We start from the raw sequence: 21102 nt of genomic DNA, 5'->3' as shown, positions 1-21102 counted from the left end.
TTGTCATTGCAAGTATTTTTGAACGAAAGAGGGTCATTCCCCTGATCGATCATTGGCAAAAAGAACCGGTTGGATTTCTCATTGGAAATACATACCGGAGAATGATTCATTATGTCTCTCTTTTTTTAAAGGAGTTTGATTTGACCACGGAGCAGTTTGCCGTCCTTTATCGGTTACGAGAAGAAGAGGGCATCAATCAAAAAGAGCTGGCCCAGCGCTCGGCCAAGGATCAGCCTTCCATGACACGCATTTTAGACACACTCGCCAAAAAAGGCTTTATCGAAAAGACATTGAGCGAACAAGACCGCCGTGCCTACATCATTACCCTTTCCCCGAAAGGACGGGAATGGATTGAGCAGGCGATTCCCGTAGAGGCTCATGCCGTTGCAGACATTTTGGAAGGGATCTCTCCTGAAAAGCTGGCCTTCTTGCGGGAAATCTTGCTGGAGATTAACGAGAACATCAATAGAAAAACGACAGACTAGGAGTGACAGCATTGGGAGAGAGTAGAGAGAGACTGTGGACGAGAGATTTTGTCCTGTTAACGGTGTGTAATTTGATGTTGTTTCTCACTGTTCAAATGCAGACCCCAACATTCCCTGCCTATGTGAAGGAAGCGTATCAGGCCAATGATTTTGTCGTCAGCCTGGTCATTAGCTTGTTTTCACTTTCAGCAGTGGTCGCAAGGGTGTTTACTGGGGAAGCATTGAAAACGAAAAACAGTAAGATCTTGGCGATCGTAGCACTTGGATTCGTCGCGATTTTTAGCGCAGGCTATTATTGGGCGGGAAGCATTGTTTTCTTTCTTCTGTTGCGAATTTTGGTAGGCATCGGCTTTGGTATGGGCAGCACGACCTTTCCGACGATTGTCTCCAATGTGATTCCTGCCAAACGGATCGGCGAAGGTATGGGGTATTTCGGCTTATCGACCAGCTTGGCTATGGCGCTCGGCCCGATGATTGGACTTGGACTGTTGAACTCGTTTGGGTTTGGCTGGATGCTCATGGTTCTCGTGCTACTCGTTGCTATTATTTTTCCGTTGATGCATTTCATTCGTGCGTATAATCAACTTCCTGTGTCGACCGAAAACACGCCCTCCGTCACAGGCATTCGCCGGTTCTATGATAAAAAGCTGCTGCTTCCAGCTGGATTGAATTTTTGTCTATCCATTACGTATGGCGGGATTCTCAGCTTTTTGGCCTTGTACGGAAAAGAAGCCCACATTGAGAATGTTGGCTGGTTTTTCCTTACGAATGCACTGGCGATGGTGTTGATTCGTCCTTTTTCCGGCAAGCTGTATGATCGCAAAGGGCACATTGCTGTCCTGCCTCCTGGTGCGATTTTCGTCGGGGTCAGCCTTTTGCTCCTGTCCCTGACAACAACAGAGTCCTTGCTTCTCGTCTCTGCTGCCTTCTACGGGCTTGGCTATGGCATGATTCAGCCATCTATCCAGGCGTGGATGGTGAAGGTCGTCACACCTGAGCAACGCGGCATGGCGAATGGACTGTTCTTTAATTCCATCGATCTGGGTATCGCGGTCGGCTCTGTGCTCCTCGGTGTCATTGCGACACATTCGAGCTACTCTGTCATGTACCGCTGGTCGGCAGCGTGCTTGCTGTTGTTCCTCATCGTTTATTTCCTTTCGCAGCTGGCTGCTGCCAAGGCGAAAAAGGCGGCGCTGACGAGTGAAAACGTTGGTGTGTAGTTGAAACAACCTATTTTCCCCATAAAAAAGCTGCTCCCTATGAACAAATTTCTTCATGGGGAACAGCTACTTCGTTATAACACCTATGGACTAGTAACCAAACAACATTTGTAACCTTCTGCATCCGGCTCATGATGAAAAATAATCGTCCAGGTCAATGTAGAGTCAAAGATATACAGATCAAAAGTAAAGCGGGTGTATGATTGTAATAATCGCTTGGTACTCAGCCTGAATACTTTATTTCGAGTGAAGTCTCTTCCAATCGAACTAACAGAATCCCAGAAAAATAATACTTCTTCTTTGTCATGAAGATAATCCATCGCTTCTGAAACTGTTAACCCTGTGGTTCTGTCTCCCTGGATAAATCCCCATAAATAGCCTTTGTCTAGTTTTACGTACCGTTTGTAAAAAAACTCCCTTACACAATCACCCTTGACGTTAAAAAATGTATGAATGTATTGCTCTCTCAATTGGATTGACACTTCTTTAGAAAGGACAGGTATGTTACGAATGTTCAATACATCTTCTCTATACTCAACTGGACGATACATGTGCACAACAGTTGCCGTCTCGTCTTTTAGCATGAGAGTTCTAAATTCAATCTTTTCGATATCCTCATAATTCGTCATTGCAAACAGATCGTGTTCATTATTGGTTTGGCTCTTATGGATCATTGCAAAGGGACCAGTGGGAATGGTCACCACGACACACCCGTCAGGAACATGAGTGATGATACTTACTCGTCTACCTATCATTTTCTTTTCCGAAATCGAATTCCAAACTTCATAGTATAAATGACTGTCGACGACATTATTAATTTCACACAATCTGGAATCTGGCGCTTGCAAGAACTCGTCCCGATCATAGTAACAATCCACTTCAATACCAACTATAAAAAATGCTTCAACGTCAACAACCTTTAGTCGCATGGTATCTCCTTATTTTTCAGCAATCATATCAAGAAAGGGCGTAACAGAAAATAATGTTACGCCGAATCAGTTAACCTATATTTTTACCAAGGGAAGAAATGATGTCCGTCTAATCTTACCCACTGTCCACTAACCTTCTTTGTTAAATGGAAATGAGGAAGATTAGCTACCATCAATCTACCATGCCTATCAAAATAATGGGGATCTTCGTATTCAAATTTATAGTTCTCCTGTGTTACAACTTTTTCTGCATAATTTTTGCTAACACTGAAGGTTTCCCCTCCCCTTCTTGCTTCTAATTGAGCCTGACTGAGAGTTAAAGGTTCAGAAATTATTATTCCACCGTCTGAGTTTAAATAAGCCTTGAAATGTTTTACTTTTTTCTTTTTAATTTGATATTCAACTTCTTCACTCATTGTAACACTTTTAGTCACAAATTTAATAAAGGACCTGTCAAAATATTCCCCTATTTCCTTAGCAAGGGCACCCTGGTTTGCAACATAATCGCCTACAAATTCACCTGTTATTACCGCTCCTGTAACAAGAGCTATAAAATCCCCAACAGGTATTGGGCCATCAATCGCAGCAATAACCCCCAATGCTGCTAAGCGTTTAAGTAACTGTTTCTCAGTTATTTTAATCCCTATATCTTCTAATACTGTTAGAGCGTGGCTCGTCGTTATACTTCTGATCTCCACCTCTTCTGGGAATTCATTGTGGATCTGATAGTAATCATAATATTCTTTAGCAAGCGCATCTATTCGCTCAAAGTCCCTCTGTAAAGCTTCTTTATCTATTACCGGCATATTATTATCGTTGTTCTCAGACTGCGTTGTATTATCTGCATACTCATCAACAATTAAAGCAATTTCTTCGAACAAGTAATATTCGTTATTTTCCAAGTACTTATCTAACTCAGCACTCAATTTTTTGGAATTATCTGTACCCTCTTCTGACAACATGTTTATATACTGTTCAATTTCATTTCGCTGAATATAGCCGTCATTCTCATCGCTCGTTTTTGCAAAAATACCACTAGCATTTCCAAATAACAATGCGATGACCATAAACACCGTTATCCACCTTTGATTCTTAAACATAAATTCAGTTGATACTTCATATTGTAGCAATCAACCTTCCGCCCCCTTCAATAAATATTTTTGGTAAATATTACATATATTACCATAAACATTTATACTACATTCACTATCTTCGGTAAATAGATTCTATAACTTTTGGAAAATTAAGTTATTTAATTCAAGGATTTGAATAAATAAAAGTGAATGCTAACGTGAACTCACTTATCTTTCAAAAAAAACTGTTCCCTAGTAGAATTTCCCACTAAGGAACAGTTTCTTTTGCTGTTACGACTTTTGCTGATACTTCATCGCTCGTGCCGCAATATCCGTGCGGTACTGCGCCCCATCAAACAAGATCCCTTGGACCTTCGCATACGCTGTCTCACGCGCTTGCGCCAAATCCGCTCCGGTTGCCACGACGCCAAGCACACGGCCACCGCTCGTAACGATGCCTTCCTCGGTTGCCTTCGTACCTGCGTGAAACACCGTCGCTCCCTCGTTTGCCTGACCCAGTCCCTGAATCAACGCACCCTTTGGATATTCTCCCGGATAACCCGGAGCTGCCATGACGACACAGACAGCACTTCCTTTTTGCCATGTCACATCAACTGCATCAAGCTCACCATTGATCGTTCCGACAAAAATATCGAGCAAATCTGTTTCGAGCAACGGCAAGAGCACCTGTGTCTCTGGATCGCCAAAACGCGCATTGAATTCCACGACCTTCGGGCCTTGCTCCGTAATCATCAGACCTGTGTAGAGAATGCCTTTGAACGGAATGCCATCCTTGGCCATCCCTGACGCCATCGGCTGGACAATCGTTTTGACGATCTCGTCTACCAGCTCAGCAGACATTTGCGGTACCGGGGCGTATGTTCCCATGCCGCCTGTATTGGGGCCTCGGTCATCATTGAAGATTCGCTTATGATCCTGAGAAGTAATCATCGGCTTAACTGTCTCTCCATCGACGAAAGACAGCAGCGACAGCTCTTCGCCGAACATGCACTCCTCAATGACCACGCGCGCTCCCGCTTCACCAAAGACGCTTTCCTGCATGATCTGACGGAGTGCCTCTTCCGCTTCCTCCACTGTTTCTGCGACAACGACCCCTTTCCCCGCTGCCAAGCCGTCCGCTTTGACAACGATAGGAGCTCCCTGCTCTCTCATGTACGCACTCGCGGATTCGTAATCGAGGAACGATTCATAGGCAGACGTCGGAATCTCGTAGCGTTTCATTAAATTTTTCGCAAAAGACTTGCTGCCCTCGATCATTGCCGCTTTTTGGTTCGGGCCATAGATCGGCAGATTGCGCTCCTGGAAAAATTCCACAATCCCCGCCAGCAAAGGATCTTCCGGGCCAACGACTGTCAGATCAATTCCCTCATCTTTGACGAATTGAGCCAGTGCAGCAAAATCGAAAACGCCAATCGGCACGTTTTGTGCGATTTGGGCAGTGCCCCCATTTCCTGGCGCACAGTATACCTTTGTCACTTTAGAGCTCTGCAACAGCTTCCAGGCAATCGTGTGTTCTCGACCGCCACCGCCGATCACTAATATTTTCATCGTATTTCCTCCTGTGTGAGAGGTAATCCACTCGTAAGTACGTGATAAAAAAGCGAACGTTACTCCCAAATAGCCTCTTTTAGTGCTTGAAATGACGAGTGCCGGTAAAGATCATCGTAATGCCCGCTCGGTTGCAAGCATCAATCGATTCTTGGTCGCGAATGGAGCCGCCTGGCTGGATGATAGCGGTAATCCCTGCTTTGGCTGCCGCTTCCACGGTATCTCCCATCGGGAAAAAGGCATCCGAAGCCATAACCGCGCCACTTGCCAATGCACCTGCTTGCTCGATGGCGATTTTCGCTGCCCCAACGCGGTTCATCTGACCTGCACCCACGCCGATGGTCATATTGTCTTTTGCCAAGAGAATCGCATTCGATTTGACGTGCTTGACGACTTTCCAGGCGAATTTCAGCTGTGACAGCTCCTCTTCCGAAGGCTTACGGTCTGTGACCACTTGAATCTCGCTTTCTTCGAGCTGCTTGTAGTCGAAGTCTTGAATGAGTGCCCCGCCTGCAACAGGAGCCACGCGGAACAGATTGTCCACTTTTTTGGCTGGTTCATTCAGCGCAGGAATACGCAAGAGACGCAGGTTCTTTTTCTCAGCCAGAACAGCCAACGCCTCTTCGGTGAAGTCTGGTGCAATGATAATTTCCAGGAAAATCTCTTTCATCGCGAGTGCGGTGTCACGGTCAATCGAGCGGTTTGCAGCCACGATCCCACCGAAAATAGAGACAGGGTCTGCTTCGTACGCTTTTTGGTAAGCGGCGCGAATATCAGTACCGATCCCTACTCCACAAGGGTTGGAGTGTTTGATCGCAACGACAGCAGGTTCAGCGAATTCGCGTACAATCGCCAACGCTGCATCTGCGTCATTGATGTTGTTATAGGAAAGCTCTTTTCCTTGCAGTTGACTAGCATTCCCGATGCTCAACTGATCCGATAACGGCTCACGGTAAAATGCCGCACGTTGATGTGGATTTTCCCCATAGCGCAAATCTTGTGCTTTCTCGTAAGTCACCGTGTAGCTCTCAGGCAACAGTTCGCCCACCTGCTCACTCAAATAGCGAGAGATCAAGGCATCATAGGCAGCCGTATGACGGAATACTTTTGCAGCTAGCTTGCGACGGGTTTCTAGCGTAGTATCGCCATTTGCCTCAATTTCTTCTGCTACTTTTTCGTAATCGGCTGCATCGACTACGACACTGACGAACGCATGATTCTTCGCAGCAGAGCGCAGCATCGTTGGTCCACCAATATCAATATTCTCAATGGCATCTTCATATGTCACGTCTGGCTTCGCAATCGTTTCCTTGAAAGGATAAAGGTTCACGACAACCAGATCAATGGTTTCAATCCCAAGGTCTTTTAGTTGCTGTACATGTGCTTCACTGTCCCTTACAGCCAAGAGGCCGCTGTGGATATTAGGATGCAACGTTTTGACGCGACCGTCCAGAATTTCTGGAAATCCAGTCACTTCAGAAATGCCAATGACGGGAACTCCCTCTGCTTTTAAGAGAGAAGCCGTACCCCCGGTAGAAATGATCTGTACCCCGGCGGCTACCAATCGACGGGCAAACGGAATCAATCCTGTCTTGTCAGAAACGCTGATCAACGCTTTTTTCACACTCACGGATAGAACCTCCTGAATTTTAGTGAAAACATGGGTAACTATTGACCAAAACACGAACAATACTTATATATTATAAAATAATTGTACGCTATTATCAACAACTTCGTCAGGAAAACAAACGCAGCCGCCCATGCCTGTTCGGCACTTGCGACTGCATACACCTGCATTTGCTTTGATAAAGTTATCGTTTTTTCTTGCCTTTGCCTGATAGCTTTTTAATGCGACCTGACAGTGAGACTGATTTGCTTTTGGCATTCGCCCTGATTGGCTTGATCGGCTTCTTCGACTTGCGGCTCTTCGCCTTTACTTCTTTGGGCATTAAGTTCCCTAACTCTTCCATAGAGATGGATTCGCCGTCCTTTACACGATCCCTGACGCGCTCTTTCGTCTCCTCTGGCACTTCGAATCCCATGTTTCCCAACTCATCGAGCAGTGCATCTACATTGGCTCCGCCCTTCGGCATTTTTTCCGCTAGCTTCATAATATCGTTAAGCGTCCATTGCCGCCCTGTTTTTTGGCTTAGCTTATCGAGCAAGTTCGAAACAAAATCTCCGCTCAAGTCGGCCCCTCCCTTTGTGGGAATATCCCTCTCTTACTGTATGTCACAAGAGTTGATTTGGTTTGTCATGATTCGCGGAGGAAGGAACGCTGTCCAAATATTGACAATGATTTTCAGTTTCATATAACATTTAAATGATACCAACAAAATCCAACAGTCCGGGGGCCCATATGAACTTTATTCGAAATTCTCTGTTTTCTCCGCCTGTTGACGGTTCTTTGGGTGGCTTGTCGTCCTCTACCCTACATGAAACCCTTTTACAACCAATCTTGGAGCATATGGAAGCAGGGGTGACTGTTTACGGGCTTGACGGCAATGTCCTTTTTTTCAACAAAGCTGCCAAACACTTCGGCATGTCCGAAGCGATAAATCTGCACGAGCAAACATACGGCTCTTCTGCCTTTTATCATCCAGACGGCATTACTCCTATAGCTTTTGGGGAGTTGCCGTCTGTTCGAGTATTACGCGGGGAAATCGTCAATGGCCAGGAATTATGGACACAACCGAGTGGAAAAGCCGTTTCGATTCTCGTAGCCAATGGGAAGCTCCTCACCCAAGCATCTGGTGAACCTGTTGGTGCCCTGATCGTTACACACGATATTACGGAGCGTAAATGGGCTGAGCAACGGCTGGAGGTTAGCGAGCAGCGCTACAAATCACTGTTTGAGCACAACCCGGACATCGTGTGCTGGCTGGATCTAGCAGGCAAGTTCTTGAATCTGAATCCGGCGTTTGAAGTCGTCACTGGTTACAGCCTGAACGATCTTCGCAACCAGTCCTTTCAACAGTTACTGGACAGAGAAGGCGTCAAGCGCGTCCTCTCCATGTCACGTCATACACAAAAAGGCGTATCCGATAATTACGATCTGTCTGTGCTCCATAAAAATGGAACGCGCATTGAGCTAAACGCCACCGTCGTCCCTATTGTCGTAAACGAGACCAATGTCGGCTATTTTGTCATTGCCAAAGATATTACCAAGCGCAAAGAAACCGAGAGAATGATTCACTACCTTGCCTACCATGATACACTGACAGGTCTGCCCAATCGCTCCTTATTCCAAAGCAAGCTGGAAGATTCGCTACTCCATGCCTCTCACCAAGCACAACCGCTTGCGATCCTGTTTCTGGACTTGGATCGCTTCAAATACATTAACGATACACTCGGCCATTCCACCGGGGATCATCTGCTTACGCAAGTTGCCGAGCGCTTGCGAGACAGCGTCGGTCCTCATGACACCGTTTGCCGTCTAGGCGGGGACGAATTTACCATCATCCTGCCAGGAATGGCTCACGATGAAGCGATGCATTTTGCTGAAAAGCTCATGCAAAAGCTCATCTCGCCGATCTTTTTGGGCAACCAAAGCTTCGTGGTCACTACCAGTATGGGCATCAGTCTCTTCCCTCAAGATGGAACTGACGCTGAAACCTTAATAAAAAATGCGGACACAGCGATGTACCAAGCCAAGGAACACGGCAGAAACAACTATCAGTTTTTTTGCCCCGAACTGAATATTGCTCTCGCCAAAAAAATGATGCTGGAAGCCGGTCTTCGAACCGCATTGGATCACAACGAGTTTCAGCTACATTACCAGCCGCAGTACGATCATGAAAAGATTGTCGGCCTGGAAGCCTTGATTCGTTGGCAGCATCCTGCATACGGAATTGTGTCCCCTCTTGATTTCATTCCCCTAGCCGAGGAAACGGGCTTGATCATCCCAATCGGTCAATGGGTGCTGGAAAAGGCCTGCCAACAATGCGTGGAATGGCAGCAGCAAGGCTTGCCACCTGTACGTCTCGCCGTGAACTTGTCCATGCGCCAGTTGCAAGACAAGCATCTGGTGACTATGGTCCAGCAAACGTTGCAGAAGACAGGTCTCGCCCCTGCTTACCTTGAGCTTGAAATTACCGAGAGCATTGCCATGCATCGACTCGATACAGTCATCCCGCGTCTTCAGGCACTTCAAGACATGGGGATCCATATTTCCATCGATGATTTCGGGACAGGCTATAGCTCGTTAAGTTGCTTGCAGTCGCTCCCGATCAACTCTTTGAAAATCGATCAGTCTTTCATGCGTAACATGCCCACCAACACGTCCATCGTGTCCGCGATTGCTGCCATGGCACATAGCTTGAGTCTTTCTCTAGTAGCCGAGGGCGTGGAGACAGAAGCGCAGCTGGAATTTTTACGCTCACTTGGCTGCAGCACCTTCCAGGGATATTTTTTCAGCAAACCTATTTCAGCAACCGAATGTGAGTGGTTGTTGGCAAACCTCGCAGCAAAATAGGGTGAGTCGGTCATAGTTAGAAGCCGACACCGTATGAAAGGACATGAATAACATGCATGTAGGACGAGAAAACATGATTGACAAATATTGGTGCCAAGAATACGATGACAAAGTCAATCATTCATCCTCGTTAGGTGAGGCTCCTATACAAACATAGGCCACTGCCCGGAAATATCGAAAGATGCCAATGGGTAGAACAGGAACTGCCGAACTAAGGCTTTTCTTAAGGTGGCTAAGGAATGTTTCCTTTACGTTGTATAGTGCCAAAGCTCTGGTAGGGGGAGAAAAAGTGGTGTTATTTTGTGCACTTTTCTAACCCTCTAGATTCCCGCTAGAGGGTTTTTATTTTGAAAGGGGGGAACGTTTTAATGGACAGTAGTCCAAGGTACCGAATGAATAACTGCAATCAAGATTGTGTACGGAGAATTTTCCGGCCTTGTGGCGCTGCGGCATGTTCCCCATACCTTATTTGACATTCTCCCTTTTTATGGGACGAGTGTATGTAAGTAACTTTATGTAGACATGCTTGCGCAACATGGTCGTATCCCTCCGATCCTTATTTGCGAAAGGATGAGAAAACCATGTTGAACATTTACAAAACGAATACCATGGGAAAAATAGAAGAACTACATCAATTTGAAAAAGGCTGCTGGATCCATCTGACCGATCCTTCTGAGCAAGAAAAGCAACAAGTCGTCAGGGAGTTGTCGATTGATCTTCATTTTTTGCAGGATGCCCTTGATGACGAAGAAATCGGACGGATCGACAAGGAAGGAAACCGCGTGAAGCTCTACGTGGACATTCCGATCTCCACGAAGGAAGCGACGAAGGACCACTATACGACGGTTCCGTTGGGAATTATGGTGATGGAAGATTATATCTTAACCGTTTGCCTGGTAGAAACAGCTGTCATGAAAGAGTTCGTCAAAGGGAAAGTGAAAAACTTTCACACGCACATGCGAAACCGGTTCGTCCTGCAAATTTTATCGAATACTTCGCATGATTATTTGCATTACTTGAAAAAAATCAACAAGCAGACAGAAACGATGGAAAAATCGTTGCGACAATCGACGAAAAACAATGAACTGCTTACCTTGCTAGAATTGCAGAAAAGCCTCGTTTATTTTTCGACGTCCCTGGAAACGAACAGTCTGTTGATCTCCCTGCTTCGGAGCGGCAGTTATTTGAAAATGTACGAAGAAGATAAGGAACTGCTGGAAGAAGTAAAAATCGAAACCAAGCAGGCCATCAAAATGACGGAAATCTATACCGCCATTTTAGGGAACATCATGAATGGCTTTGGCTCCGTCATCTCCAACAATCTGAATCGCGTAGTGAAGCTGTTGACCGCCATTACCATCGTCATCACCTTACCTATGGTGATCGGCACCTTTTATGGCATGAACGTCCCGCTTCCTTTACAGGATCATCCGCACGCATTCACGATCATTATGGTCATGTCCACTGCTATTACGTCCGTAACAGCCCTCCTGTTTTGGAGAAAGAAGTATTTCTAAAACAGATGACCAAAAAACCGACATCATAAAAGGATGTCGGTTTCTCCTTTATCTCTCGATTTACGTCAGCTGGACAAGCCTTCCTTCCAGCTTCACTCTCTCTTCTGCTAAATAGCCAATGACCTTTACCAAAAGCTCATGCTCCACGGCATGGATACGAGCCGCCAAAGTCTCAGCCGTATCTGCATCTTGCACCGCTACGGGAATCTGGGCAATGATCGGCCCTGTATCCAGACCGGCATCAACCAGATGTACCGTTACCCCCGTTATCTTTACCCCGTATGCGAGTGCCTGACCAATCGCGTCTTTTCCTGGGAAAGCAGGCAAAAGCGACGGATGCAAATTGATGATTTTTCCTTCGTAGTCAGACAAAAGAGTGTCGCCCACCAACCGCATGTAGCCTGCCAGCACAACCAGCGATATATCGCGTTTTTGGAGCTGCGCCACTATTTCCTGCTCAAACGCAGCCTTGTCTGCATACTCCTTCGGTTGAAAAACAAAGGTGTCGATCCCTAAACGCTCTGCCCGTTCCAAAACCTTGGCGCCAGGCTTGTCGCACACGAGCAAGGCAACTTCTACACCTGGGAGCTTGCCGTCCTGTACAGCCTGCACGATCGCTTCAAAGTTGGAGCCGCTGCCTGAGGCGAAAATGGCCAGCTTTCTCACCATTCCACCCCGTTGTATACGACTTTGCGCTCTCCCGCTTGAATATGTCCGATCAAATACGCCTGTTCTCCCAGCTCTTGCAGCTTTTCCATCACACTCACTGCGTCTTCTGGCTTCACGACAAGCATCATGCCAACGCCCATGTTGAACGTTTTGTACATATCCGGATATGAAATGTTACCTGCATCCTGTACCAGCTCGAAGATCGGCAGCACCGGCCAGGAACCAACGTTGATCACAGCCTGCATTCCTTCTGGAAGCACGCGTGGAATGTTTTCAGTAAAGCCGCCGCCTGTGATGTGTGCCAGAGCTTTCACTTCATGTGACTCAAGAACGGATAGCACTTGCTTCACGTAAATGCGGGTCGGTGTCAGCAGCTCTTCGCCGAGCTTTTTGCCTAATACGTCAACATGATCATGCAGGGACATGCCTTTGTCTGCCAAAAGAACCTTGCGAACGAGCGAGAAACCGTTGCTGTGCACGCCGCTGGAAGCCAGACCAATCAGTACATCGCCTGCCGCCACGGACGCTCCCGTAATCATTTTGCTCTCGTCCACGACACCTACGGTGAAGCCTGCGATGTCGTATTCGCCTTCTGCGTACATGCCAGGCATCTCGGCAGTCTCCCCACCAATCAGCGAGCAGCCAGACTGGGAGCAGCCTTCCGCGATCCCTTTGACAATCGCTTCGATTTTTTCCGGAATGACCTTATCTACTGCCAGATAATCGAGGAAAAAGAGCGGCTCTGCCCCTTGAACCACTACGTCATTGACGCACATAGCGACAGCATCGATGCCGATTGTATCGTGTTTGTCCATGGCAAAAGCGAGCTTCAGCTTGGTTCCTACTCCATCTGTGCCAGAAACGAGAATCGGTTTCTCGTATTTTTTGGTATCCAGGCGAAACAGCGCTCCGAACCCGCCCAAATCCGTCATAACTTCCGGGCGGAATGTTCGTTTGACGTGCTTTTTCATGCGTTCGACGGCTTCGTTGCCCGCGTCGATGTCTACACCAGCTTGTTTATATGCTTCACTCATCGTTTCTCCCCCTAGCAAGAGGTGCTTGTATTAGCATTTGAGCGCAGGAAGCGCTTCTTCGAATTCAATCTCAGTCGGATATTCTCCGTTAAAGCATGCGAGGCAGTGTCCTCTATTAGGAGCCGAATCGGTGCGGCCAATCGCATCGATCATTCCTTCAACAGACAAGAACGACAGCGAATCTGCCTCAATGATTTGACGAATTTCCTCTACGGATTTGGTCGATGCAATCAGTTCCTCACGCGACGAGGTGTCGATGCCATAAAAGCAAGAATTCATAACAGGCGGAGAGCTGATACGCACATGCACTTCTTTGGCGCCAGCCTCACGCAGCATGCGAACGATCCGATTACTCGTCGTACCACGAACAATGGAGTCGTCAATCATAACTACGCGCTTGCCTTCCACTACCTTGCGAACCGCAGACAGCTTGAGATAGACAGCACGCTCGCGCAGCTCCTGACTCGGCTGAATGAAGGTACGTCCGACATAGCGGTTTTTGATCAAGCCGATTTCGTACGGAATTCCTGTCGCTTCCGCAAATCCGATAGCAGCAGAGATACTCGAATCCGGTACACCTGTGACGACATCCGCATCAATCGCGGATTCCAATGCCAGTTGCTTGCCCAGACGTTTGCGCGCCATGTGGACATTGATTCCGTCGATGTCACTGTCTGGTCTGGCAAAATAAATGTATTCAAACGTACAAATCGAACGTTGTGTCGTTTCGGTAAACTTGCTTTCGGTAATGCCATCCTTGTCGATGACGATCAGCTCACCCGGTTGCACGTCACGCCAATATTGGGCGCCAATGATATCGAACGCACAAGTCTCGGACGCGACAGTGATCGCATCTCCGAGTCGTCCCAATGACAGCGGACGCAAGCCATTCGGATCGAGGGCGATCACGAGCTGATTCTCGTTCATGACGAGAAGGGCATACGCTCCCTTAATGTATTGCAGGGCGTCCTTTACCGCTCCCGGCAAATCCTTGCACTCAGAGCGGGCGATTAGATGTGCGATCACTTCTGTGTCACTGGTCGTCTGGAAAATGGAGCCTTTTGCTTCCAGCTCTTTTCTAAGCACGGCGGCATTCACGAGATTTCCGTTGTGGGCAACAGCCATACTGCCTTGCGCATAGCGGAAAAAGAGCGGTTGGGCATTTTCAATCTTGCTCGAACCAGCAGTCGTATAACGGGTATGACCAATCGCGATATGACCGCTGAACTTCTCCAGATCGCCCTTGCCAAAAGCCTCTGACACAAGACCCATTCCGCGGTGCTTATACCATTTCTCGCCGTCGGAGGCGCAGATACCTGCGCTCTCCTGACCGCGATGTTGAAGGGCGTGCAGACCCAGATAGGTCAATTGGGATGCTTCTTTGTGGTTGTAGATGCCAAAGACGCCGCATTCTTCGTTCAATTTGTCCCAGATTAGCCGATCAAACATGGAATCGCATCCTTCCAGGCTGCTTTCACCTCTTGAGTCGAAGCGTTGATCGCTTCTGTACCGTTCACGTTTACTACCAGACGATTGCCGCCGACCGTACCGATGTTTTCAGCAGGTACGCCATGTTCACCTGCCAATGCGAGAATCGCCGCTGCTTTCTCCCCAGAAGCACTGAGCAAGATGCGAGATTGAGATTCACTGAACAAGAGCACGTCAGTACGCAGCTCGGACGTAAGAGCCACCTGCGCACCGAAGCCTTTGCCGAAGCAAGATTCAGCCAGCGCAACACCCAGACCGCCTTCGGACAGATCGTGTGCGGAGTTCACCAGACCTTGGCGAATCGCTGTGAGAACCAGCTTTTGTACTGCCGCTTCCTTGGTCAGATCGATTTGTGGAGGACGTCCGGAAATGCTGCCGGTAGCCATCTTTTGATACTCACTACCGCCCAACTCAGCGAAGGTCTCACCCAACAGGATGATCGCGTCGCCTTCATTTTTGAAATCCTGCGTCGTAATATGGTCAACATCAGTGATCAAGCCGACCATTCCCACCGTTGGGGTTGGATAGATCGCGTCACCGCTGCGCTCATTGTAAAAGGATACGTTTCCGCCGATGACCGGAGCATCGAGTGCTACGCACGCTTCGCTCATGCCCTCGCACGATTTTTCAAATTGCCAGAACACCTCAGGCTTTTCCGGGCTTCCGAAGTTCAAGCAGTCCGTAATCGCCAGCGGTTCTGCACCGGAGCAGACGACGTTGCGCGCAGATTCTGCAACCGCAATGGCACCGCCCACTTTTGGATCGAGGTATACATAGCGACCGTTGCAATCCGTACTCATGGCAAGAGCCTTGCGAGTACCGCGCACCATGACAACAGCAGCGTCAGAACCAGGCTTTACAGCTGTGTTTGCACGCACGATGTGATCATATTGCTCATATACCCACGCTTTATTCGCCACTGTTGGCTGAGCCAGCAAGCTTTTCAGCGTAACATTCAGATCTTTCGGTTCACTGATTGCAGCCGCTGCATCTACATTCGCGTTTGCTTCGTAGTAAGCTGGCACCGCAGATGGACGATGGTAAACAGGCGCATCATCTGCCAAGCTGTCTACTGGCACTTCGGCTACTACTTCACCTTGATGCAATAGGCGCAGCTTGCTGTCTGCCGTTACTTTTCCAACTACCGCGGACGCCAGACCCCATTTGTCAAAAATCGCGATCGCTTCTGCCTCTTTACCTTTTTCCACGACGACGAGCATACGCTCCTGCGATTCAGACAGCATCATTTCGTATGCAGACATGCCAGCTTCACGCTGTGGCACCAGGTCCAGATTCATTTCGATACCATTGCCCGCCTTGGACGCCATCTCGGAGCTGGAGCTGGTCAAACCAGCCGCTCCCATGTCCTGAATGCCGACAACGATACCCGTGTCGATCAACTCCAGGCACGCTTCCAGCAGGAGCTTTTCCATGAATGGATCGCCGACTTGTACCGCCGGGCGTTTTTTCTCCGACTCTTCGGTGAGCTCCTCAGACGCAAAGGTCGCCCCGTGAATACCGTCGCGCCCTGTGCTGGAACCAACATAGATAACAGGGTTGCCGATACCGGACGCTACCCCTTTTTGAATCTTTTCGTGGTCGATCAAGCCGACGCACATAGCGTTGACAAGCGGATTGCCTTCATACGTAGGGTCGAAATTCACTTCGCCACCCACAGTCGGAATCCCGATGCAGTTCCCGTAGCCTGCGATACCTGCAACGACGTTTTCGAACAAATATTTGACACGAGGAGACTTGAGCTCCCCGAATCGAAGCGAGTTGAGCAGCGCAATCGGACGCGCGCCCATCGAGAATACGTCACGGATAATACCGCCCACGCCAGTCGCAGCCCCTTGGTACGGCTCGATCGCAGATGGGTGGTTATGGCTTTCGATTTTGAAAACAACCGCCTGATTGTCACCGATGTCGACAATACCCGCACCTTCCCCTGGTCCTTGCAAAACGCGAGGTCCTTTTGTCGGGAAACGACGCAGGACAGGCTTGGAGTTTTTGTAGGAGCAGTGCTCCGACCACATGACACTGTAGAGACCAGTCTCGGTCCAGTTCGGCTTGCGGCCGAGAATTTCTACGACACGCTGATATTCTTCGTCAGTCAGACCGATTTCTTTGTATAGTTTTTGATCGGCAATTTGTTCGGCTGTCGGTTCTTTATGCGTGAGTTGTGACACTGTTCTGCTCCCTCCAAGTCTTCAGGATCGAAGTAAACATGCGGCGTCCGTCATCGGAAGTCATCCATGAGTGGACGGCACGCTCCGGGTGAGGCATCATGCCAAGTACGTTTCCACGTTCGTTGCAAATGCCTGCGATATCTTCCAGTGAGCCATTCGGATTCTCGCCATGATAGCGGAAAACGATCTGCTTGTTCGCTTTTAGCTTCGCCAGCGTTTCTTCATCACAGTAGTAGTTTCCTTCGCCGTGTGCGATCGGAATTTGGATGACTTCCCCTGCCGCGAAATCACGGGTAAAGGAGGTATCGTTGTTTTCCACACGCAATTCGGACAGCTTGCAACGGAATTTCAGTGAACGGTTGCGCAAGAGTGCTCCTGGCAACAGCCCGACCTCGGTCAGGATCTGGAAGCCGTTGCAGATTCCCATGATCAGCTTGCCTTCTTCTGCTGCCTTCACCACTTGCTCCATGACGGGTGAAAAACGAGCAACTGCACCACAGCGCAGATAATCTCCATAAGAGAATCCGCCTGGCAAGAGAATCGCATCATATTTAGAAAGATCCGTATCGGAATGCCATACGTAATCCACTGGCACTCCCATTACATCTTCAACTGCGTTAAACAAATCAATGTCGGCATTCGAGCCTGGAAAGACGATAACGGCTACTCGCATGTCCTTAGCCCTCCACGATATCAAAGCGATAGTCTTCTACCACCGTATTGGCCAGCAGCTTTTCGCACATTTCACGTACACGTTCTTCTGCTTGCGCACGGTCAGAAGTGTTCAATTCCAGCTCCATGTACTTCCCGATGCGCGCATTGTTTACTTCATCAAAACCCAAGGTGTGCAGAGCACCTTTTACAGCGTGTCCTTGCGGGTCCAAAACACTCTCGCGCAATGTTACATAAACAACAGCTTTAAACATGTACGTCTCCTCCTAGTCTCGTAAGCATTTCTTTGTAAGCTTCCTCCACATTGCCTAAATCGCGGCGGAAGCGGTCTTTGTCGAGCTTTTCATTTGTTACCGAATCCCAGAAACGGCATGTATCCGGGGATATTTCATCGGCGAGGAGAATCTCCCCGTCCGTTGTTTTTCCGAATTCCAGTTTGAAATCGACCAAAGTAATGTTGCGCTCGCGCAGGTAAGGCACGAGGACCTCGTTTACAGCAAGACCCATGCGCTCCAATGTCGCTTGGTCACTCTCACTCGCAATCCCCAACACTTTGATATGGGAGGCATTCACCAATGGATCTCCCAGTGCGTCATCCTTGTAGTAAAACTCGACAACGGGCTGCGGAAGCACAGTTCCTTCTTCCATGCCAAGACGCTTGGCCAATGAGCCTGCTGCGATATTGCGAACGACTACCTCCAAAGGGATAATCTCCACTTTGCGAACAACTTGCTCTGTGGCGGACAGCAGACGGACAAAATGGTTGTCGATGCCCCGCTCCTTCAGCATGGTGAAAAAGATTGCCGTAATGCGATTGTTCAGCTCACCTTTTCCGGTGATTTGCGCCCGTTTCTCTCCATTAAATGCTGTTGCGTCGTCTTTGTACTCTACCCAGTACTGATCAGGCAAAGATGTCCGATAAATACGTTTTGCCTTACCTTCGTAGAGTTGTTCCTGTTTTTCCACCGTAGGAGTCACCTTCCCAGTCAAAAAGGTTGAGTTTCGGTTAATTCACGAACGTTTCAACTACATTAAAACACAAACATACGCATTTATCAACGAAAAATGATGGAATACACTTCGACAAACGTTCGGGATTTACACTATATTTTTCTTCTCAACCTCACTAACATTCGCAAACTCATTATTCAAACTACCTCATATGCACATAGAGCCCGCCCACGGAGCAGACTCTTCTCTTTTGTTTATGGTAAACTTGTCGTTGGTACAACCAATACGTGAAAGAAGGAATTTCAGATGTTTCCATTTGAAGTGTCTTTTCCTACCAAAATTTACTTTGGCATGGGCGAACTGGAACGTTTGGGCCAAGAAGCAAAATCGATGGGCCAAAAAGCATTGCTCGTCACAGGCGGCAATGCGGCCAAGCGTACAGGACTTTTGGACCGCGCCAAGGCTCTATTGCAGGAAGCTCAGGTGGCGTATCTTGTTTTTGACAAAATCGAACCGAATCCACGTACGGCAACGGTTGATGCTGGAGCTGCTCTTGCTCGTGAGCATCAGTGTGACTTCATCCTGGCTATCGGTGGCGGCTCCGTGATGGATGCCTCCAAAGCGATTGCGGCGGCAGCGGTTTCCGGACGCCCGATTTACGATTACATGCGAGGAAATCCGAGCGGCTCTGGTCAATTGCTGGTACCCGTTCAGGAAGCACTGCCGATCATGACCGTCCCGACAGTAGCCGCTACAGGTTCGGAAGCAAACCATATCAGCGTCCTGACTCATTGGGACACGCATGAAAAATCTTCGATCAACGGTCCAGCACTTTACCCGAAGATTGCCATTCTTGACCCGTCTATCACCTTTACCGTTCCTGCTCGTGTCACAGCGGAATCTTGCGCCGATATCTTTTCGCATCTGTTTGAGAACTACTTGATCAGCGCAGAAGGAACCCACGTTCAGGACGGTATTTCCGAAACACTCATTCGTCTCGTCGTCGAGCACTCCATCACAGCGATTCAGCAACCAGACCATGCAGAAGCACGATCCACCCTTTTGTGGGCGAGCACGCTGGGCATCAGTCCATTCGCCGCTGGTGGTCGTGGTGCTGGTATGCCGTTGCACGGTGTTGAACATCCGCTGAGCGGAATCTACGATATGGCTCACGGTCGGGGACTGGCGATCCTGTCCCTTCCTTATTTTGAACAGGTGATTTTGCAAGACCGTCCCGAGAGACTAGCCCGTATGGGACGTCATTGCTTTGGCGTTACCGTGGAGGACGAGGGCGAAGCAGCACGAGCAACGATTGAAGCCGTTCGCCGTTGGTATGAGCGCATGGGAATCACAGAACGTCTGTCTGACTTCGGCGTGACCCAACAATCGTTGGCACAAATGGCTGAAGAAGCAGTTCGCATCGGCGGACGCGGAATCGGGTATCTGCCTAGCTCACGAAAATTGAATGAATCTGATGTGATCGCGATCTACGAGGCTTGCCTGTAATCGAAGCATCAAACACACTGGCGAGCCCTCGTTTAGTTGTGTAATAATACAAATTAATCATTAATCAAAATTATTTTACTACGGAGGTTACCACCTATGGCAGATCCACGCATTAATGAACTGGCAAGCCGTCTCGTCCGTTACTCGCTCCATTTGCAAAAAGGCGAAAAAGTTCTGATCGAAAATACAGGCCTGCAACCTGAACTCGTTCGTGCACTTGTGCGTGAATCATTTGCAGTTGGGGCTCTGCCTTTGGTCACCTTAAAAGATCAGGAAGTCATGCGTGCACTCTATCAAGGCACGAGCGAAGAACACATGGCCCTAATGGCAAAATACGAGTATGACCGGATGAAAGACATGGACGCTTACATCGCCATCCGCGCTTACGACAACATCAACGAGTATGCCGACGTACCGGAAGACAAAATGGGCATTTACGCTCGCGTCCTGTATCAACCTGTACATACGAACGAGCGCGTTCCGAACAAACGCTGGGTTGTACTGCGCTACCCGAACAAGTCGATGGCGCAGCTGTCCAAAATGAGTCTCGAGGGCTTTGAGGACTTCTACTTCTCCGTCTGCAATCTGGACTACGCAAAAATGTCCGCTGCCATGACTCCGTTGAAAGAGCTGATGGAGCGCACCGATCGTGTACGCATCGTCGGTCCAAAAACAGACCTGCGCTTCTCCATTAAAGGAATCAATGCCATCAAATGTGACGGCAAGCGCAATATCCCGGATGGCGAAGTATACACCGCTCCTGTGCGCGATTCCGTTGAAGGAACGATTTTCTACAACGCGGCATCGATCTACAACGGCATTACCTTCAATGATGTTCAGTTCACTTTCAAAGAAGGCAAAATCGTGGAAGCGACCAGCTCCAATACAAAAGCATTGAACGACATCCTCGACACTGACGAGGGCGCACGCTATATCGGAGAATTCGCGATCGGCTTCAACCCGCACATCCTCCACCCGATGCTGGACATCCTGTTTGACGAGAAAATCGCGGGCAGCTTCCACTTCACGCCAGGAAATGCTTACACAGTAGCAGACAACGGCAACCGCTCCTCCATTCACTGGGACTTGGTCCAAATCCAACGCCCTGAATACGGCGGCGGCGAAATCTGGTTTGACGATGTGCTGATCAGAAAAGACGGTCGTTTTGTATTGCCAGAGCTGGAAGGCTTGAACCCGGAGAATTTGATTTAATTGAAATGAATGAAAAAATGGGTTAGGGAATGAGGTTCCCTAGCCCATTTTCTATCTCTGTGAAAAGCCAACAGCTAGCTTTATACGCAAAAAGGAACAGCCACTATTGCTGTT

18 protein-coding genes and 1 riboswitch are annotated in these 21102 nt (G+C 48.5%); of the genes, 6 read left to right on the top strand and 12 right to left on the bottom strand.

Annotated features, from left to right (window positions below):
• The first annotated feature begins 101 nt into the window (after nucleotides 1–101).
• Together HP398_RS11140 and HP398_RS11135 are read left to right on the top strand one after the other, a co-directional pair.
• Nucleotides 102–485, top strand: a complete 384-nt coding sequence (locus HP398_RS11140) for a MarR family winged helix-turn-helix transcriptional regulator (RefSeq protein ID WP_017249722.1) — start codon at nucleotides 102–104, stop codon at nucleotides 483–485.
• 11 nt (nucleotides 486–496) lie between these two features.
• Nucleotides 497–1705 (top strand): MFS transporter, encoded by a 1209-nt coding sequence (locus tag HP398_RS11135; RefSeq protein ID WP_173622585.1) that lies wholly within the window; start codon nucleotides 497–499, stop codon nucleotides 1703–1705.
• A gap of 83 nt (nucleotides 1706–1788) precedes the next feature.
• Here the strand turns inward: HP398_RS11135 and HP398_RS11130 are convergent, their stop codons facing one another.
• From HP398_RS11130 to HP398_RS11110, 5 genes are all read right to left on the bottom strand, one after another.
• Nucleotides 1789–2634, bottom strand: coding sequence for a hypothetical protein (locus HP398_RS11130; protein WP_173622584.1), 846 nt, complete (start codon nucleotides 2632–2634; stop codon nucleotides 1789–1791).
• Between the two features lie 83 nt (nucleotides 2635–2717).
• Nucleotides 2718–3701, bottom strand: coding sequence for a hypothetical protein (locus tag HP398_RS11125; protein ID WP_254476078.1), 984 nt, complete (start codon nucleotides 3699–3701; stop codon nucleotides 2718–2720).
• A gap of 297 nt (nucleotides 3702–3998) precedes the next feature.
• On the bottom strand, nucleotides 3999–5276 hold the full coding sequence (purD, locus tag HP398_RS11120) for a phosphoribosylamine--glycine ligase (protein WP_173622583.1): 1278 nt from the start codon (nucleotides 5274–5276) through the stop codon (nucleotides 3999–4001).
• 79 nt (nucleotides 5277–5355) lie between these two features.
• On the bottom strand, nucleotides 5356–6906 hold the full coding sequence (purH, locus tag HP398_RS11115) for a bifunctional phosphoribosylaminoimidazolecarboxamide formyltransferase/IMP cyclohydrolase (protein ID WP_173622582.1): 1551 nt from the start codon (nucleotides 6904–6906) through the stop codon (nucleotides 5356–5358).
• A 181-nt stretch (nucleotides 6907–7087) separates the two neighbouring features.
• A complete protein-coding gene (locus HP398_RS11110) occupies nucleotides 7088–7465 on the bottom strand; it encodes a hypothetical protein (protein WP_017249716.1) in 378 nt (125 codons plus the stop codon).
• A 170-nt stretch (nucleotides 7466–7635) separates the two neighbouring features.
• Here HP398_RS11110 and HP398_RS11105 point away from each other — a divergent pair, with 170 nt between their 5' ends.
• Both HP398_RS11105 and HP398_RS11100 read left to right on the top strand, forming a co-directional pair.
• Nucleotides 7636–9750, top strand: coding sequence for an EAL domain-containing protein (locus tag HP398_RS11105; protein WP_173622581.1), 2115 nt, complete (start codon nucleotides 7636–7638; stop codon nucleotides 9748–9750).
• Nucleotides 9751–9869: 119 nt separating this feature from the next.
• Nucleotides 9870–10038, top strand: a riboswitch (M-box (ykoK) riboswitch).
• A gap of 293 nt (nucleotides 10039–10331) precedes the next feature.
• A complete protein-coding gene (locus HP398_RS11100) occupies nucleotides 10332–11267 on the top strand; it encodes a magnesium transporter CorA family protein (RefSeq protein WP_173622580.1) in 936 nt (311 codons plus the stop codon).
• A 60-nt stretch (nucleotides 11268–11327) separates the two neighbouring features.
• Here the strand turns inward: HP398_RS11100 and purN are convergent, their stop codons facing one another.
• Genes purN through purC form a run of 7 tightly spaced genes read right to left on the bottom strand, consistent with a single transcriptional unit; the run spans nucleotide 11328 to nucleotide 18285 of the window.
• A complete protein-coding gene (purN, locus tag HP398_RS11095; RefSeq protein ID WP_017249713.1) occupies nucleotides 11328–11936 on the bottom strand; it encodes a phosphoribosylglycinamide formyltransferase in 609 nt (202 codons plus the stop codon).
• Nucleotides 11930–12970, bottom strand: a complete 1041-nt coding sequence (gene purM, locus HP398_RS11090) for a phosphoribosylformylglycinamidine cyclo-ligase (RefSeq protein WP_017249712.1) — start codon at nucleotides 12968–12970, stop codon at nucleotides 11930–11932. The genes purN and purM overlap by 7 nt, the downstream gene beginning before the upstream one ends.
• 30 nt (nucleotides 12971–13000) lie before the next feature.
• Nucleotides 13001–14419: an amidophosphoribosyltransferase gene (gene purF / locus HP398_RS11085; RefSeq protein WP_017249711.1), complete on the bottom strand. Its 1419-nt coding sequence runs from the start codon at nucleotides 14417–14419 to the stop codon at nucleotides 13001–13003.
• Nucleotides 14404–16647, bottom strand: coding sequence for a phosphoribosylformylglycinamidine synthase subunit PurL (gene purL / locus HP398_RS11080; RefSeq protein WP_017249710.1), 2244 nt, complete (start codon nucleotides 16645–16647; stop codon nucleotides 14404–14406). The genes purF and purL overlap by 16 nt, the downstream gene beginning before the upstream one ends.
• Nucleotides 16628–17320, bottom strand: a complete 693-nt coding sequence (gene purQ, locus HP398_RS11075) for a phosphoribosylformylglycinamidine synthase subunit PurQ (RefSeq protein ID WP_017249709.1) — start codon at nucleotides 17318–17320, stop codon at nucleotides 16628–16630. The genes purL and purQ overlap by 20 nt, the downstream gene beginning before the upstream one ends.
• 4 nt (nucleotides 17321–17324) lie before the next feature.
• The gene (gene purS / locus HP398_RS11070) at nucleotides 17325–17573 is read right to left on the bottom strand and encodes a phosphoribosylformylglycinamidine synthase subunit PurS (protein WP_007717324.1); all 249 of its coding nucleotides are present in this window, start codon (nucleotides 17571–17573) and stop codon (nucleotides 17325–17327) included.
• Complete coding sequence (purC, locus tag HP398_RS11065; RefSeq protein ID WP_173622579.1) at nucleotides 17566–18285, bottom strand: phosphoribosylaminoimidazolesuccinocarboxamide synthase; 720 nt, start codon at nucleotides 18283–18285, stop codon at nucleotides 17566–17568. The genes purS and purC overlap by 8 nt, the downstream gene beginning before the upstream one ends.
• A gap of 291 nt (nucleotides 18286–18576) precedes the next feature.
• On the opposite strand from purC, the gene HP398_RS11060 reads away from it, so the two are divergent.
• Together HP398_RS11060 and HP398_RS11055 are read left to right on the top strand one after the other, a co-directional pair.
• The gene (locus HP398_RS11060; RefSeq protein WP_173622578.1) at nucleotides 18577–19776 is read left to right on the top strand and encodes an iron-containing alcohol dehydrogenase; all 1200 of its coding nucleotides are present in this window, start codon (nucleotides 18577–18579) and stop codon (nucleotides 19774–19776) included.
• 96 nt (nucleotides 19777–19872) lie between these two features.
• Nucleotides 19873–20988: an aminopeptidase gene (locus HP398_RS11055; RefSeq protein WP_106834475.1), complete on the top strand. Its 1116-nt coding sequence runs from the start codon at nucleotides 19873–19875 to the stop codon at nucleotides 20986–20988.
• Nucleotides 20989–21102 lie beyond the last annotated feature (114 nt).

Source organism: Brevibacillus sp. HB1.4B (assembly GCF_013284285.1).
Classification (GTDB): Bacteria; Bacillota; Bacilli; order Brevibacillales; family Brevibacillaceae; genus Brevibacillus; species Brevibacillus porteri.
This window is presented reverse-complemented; position numbering and strand designations above follow the sequence as displayed.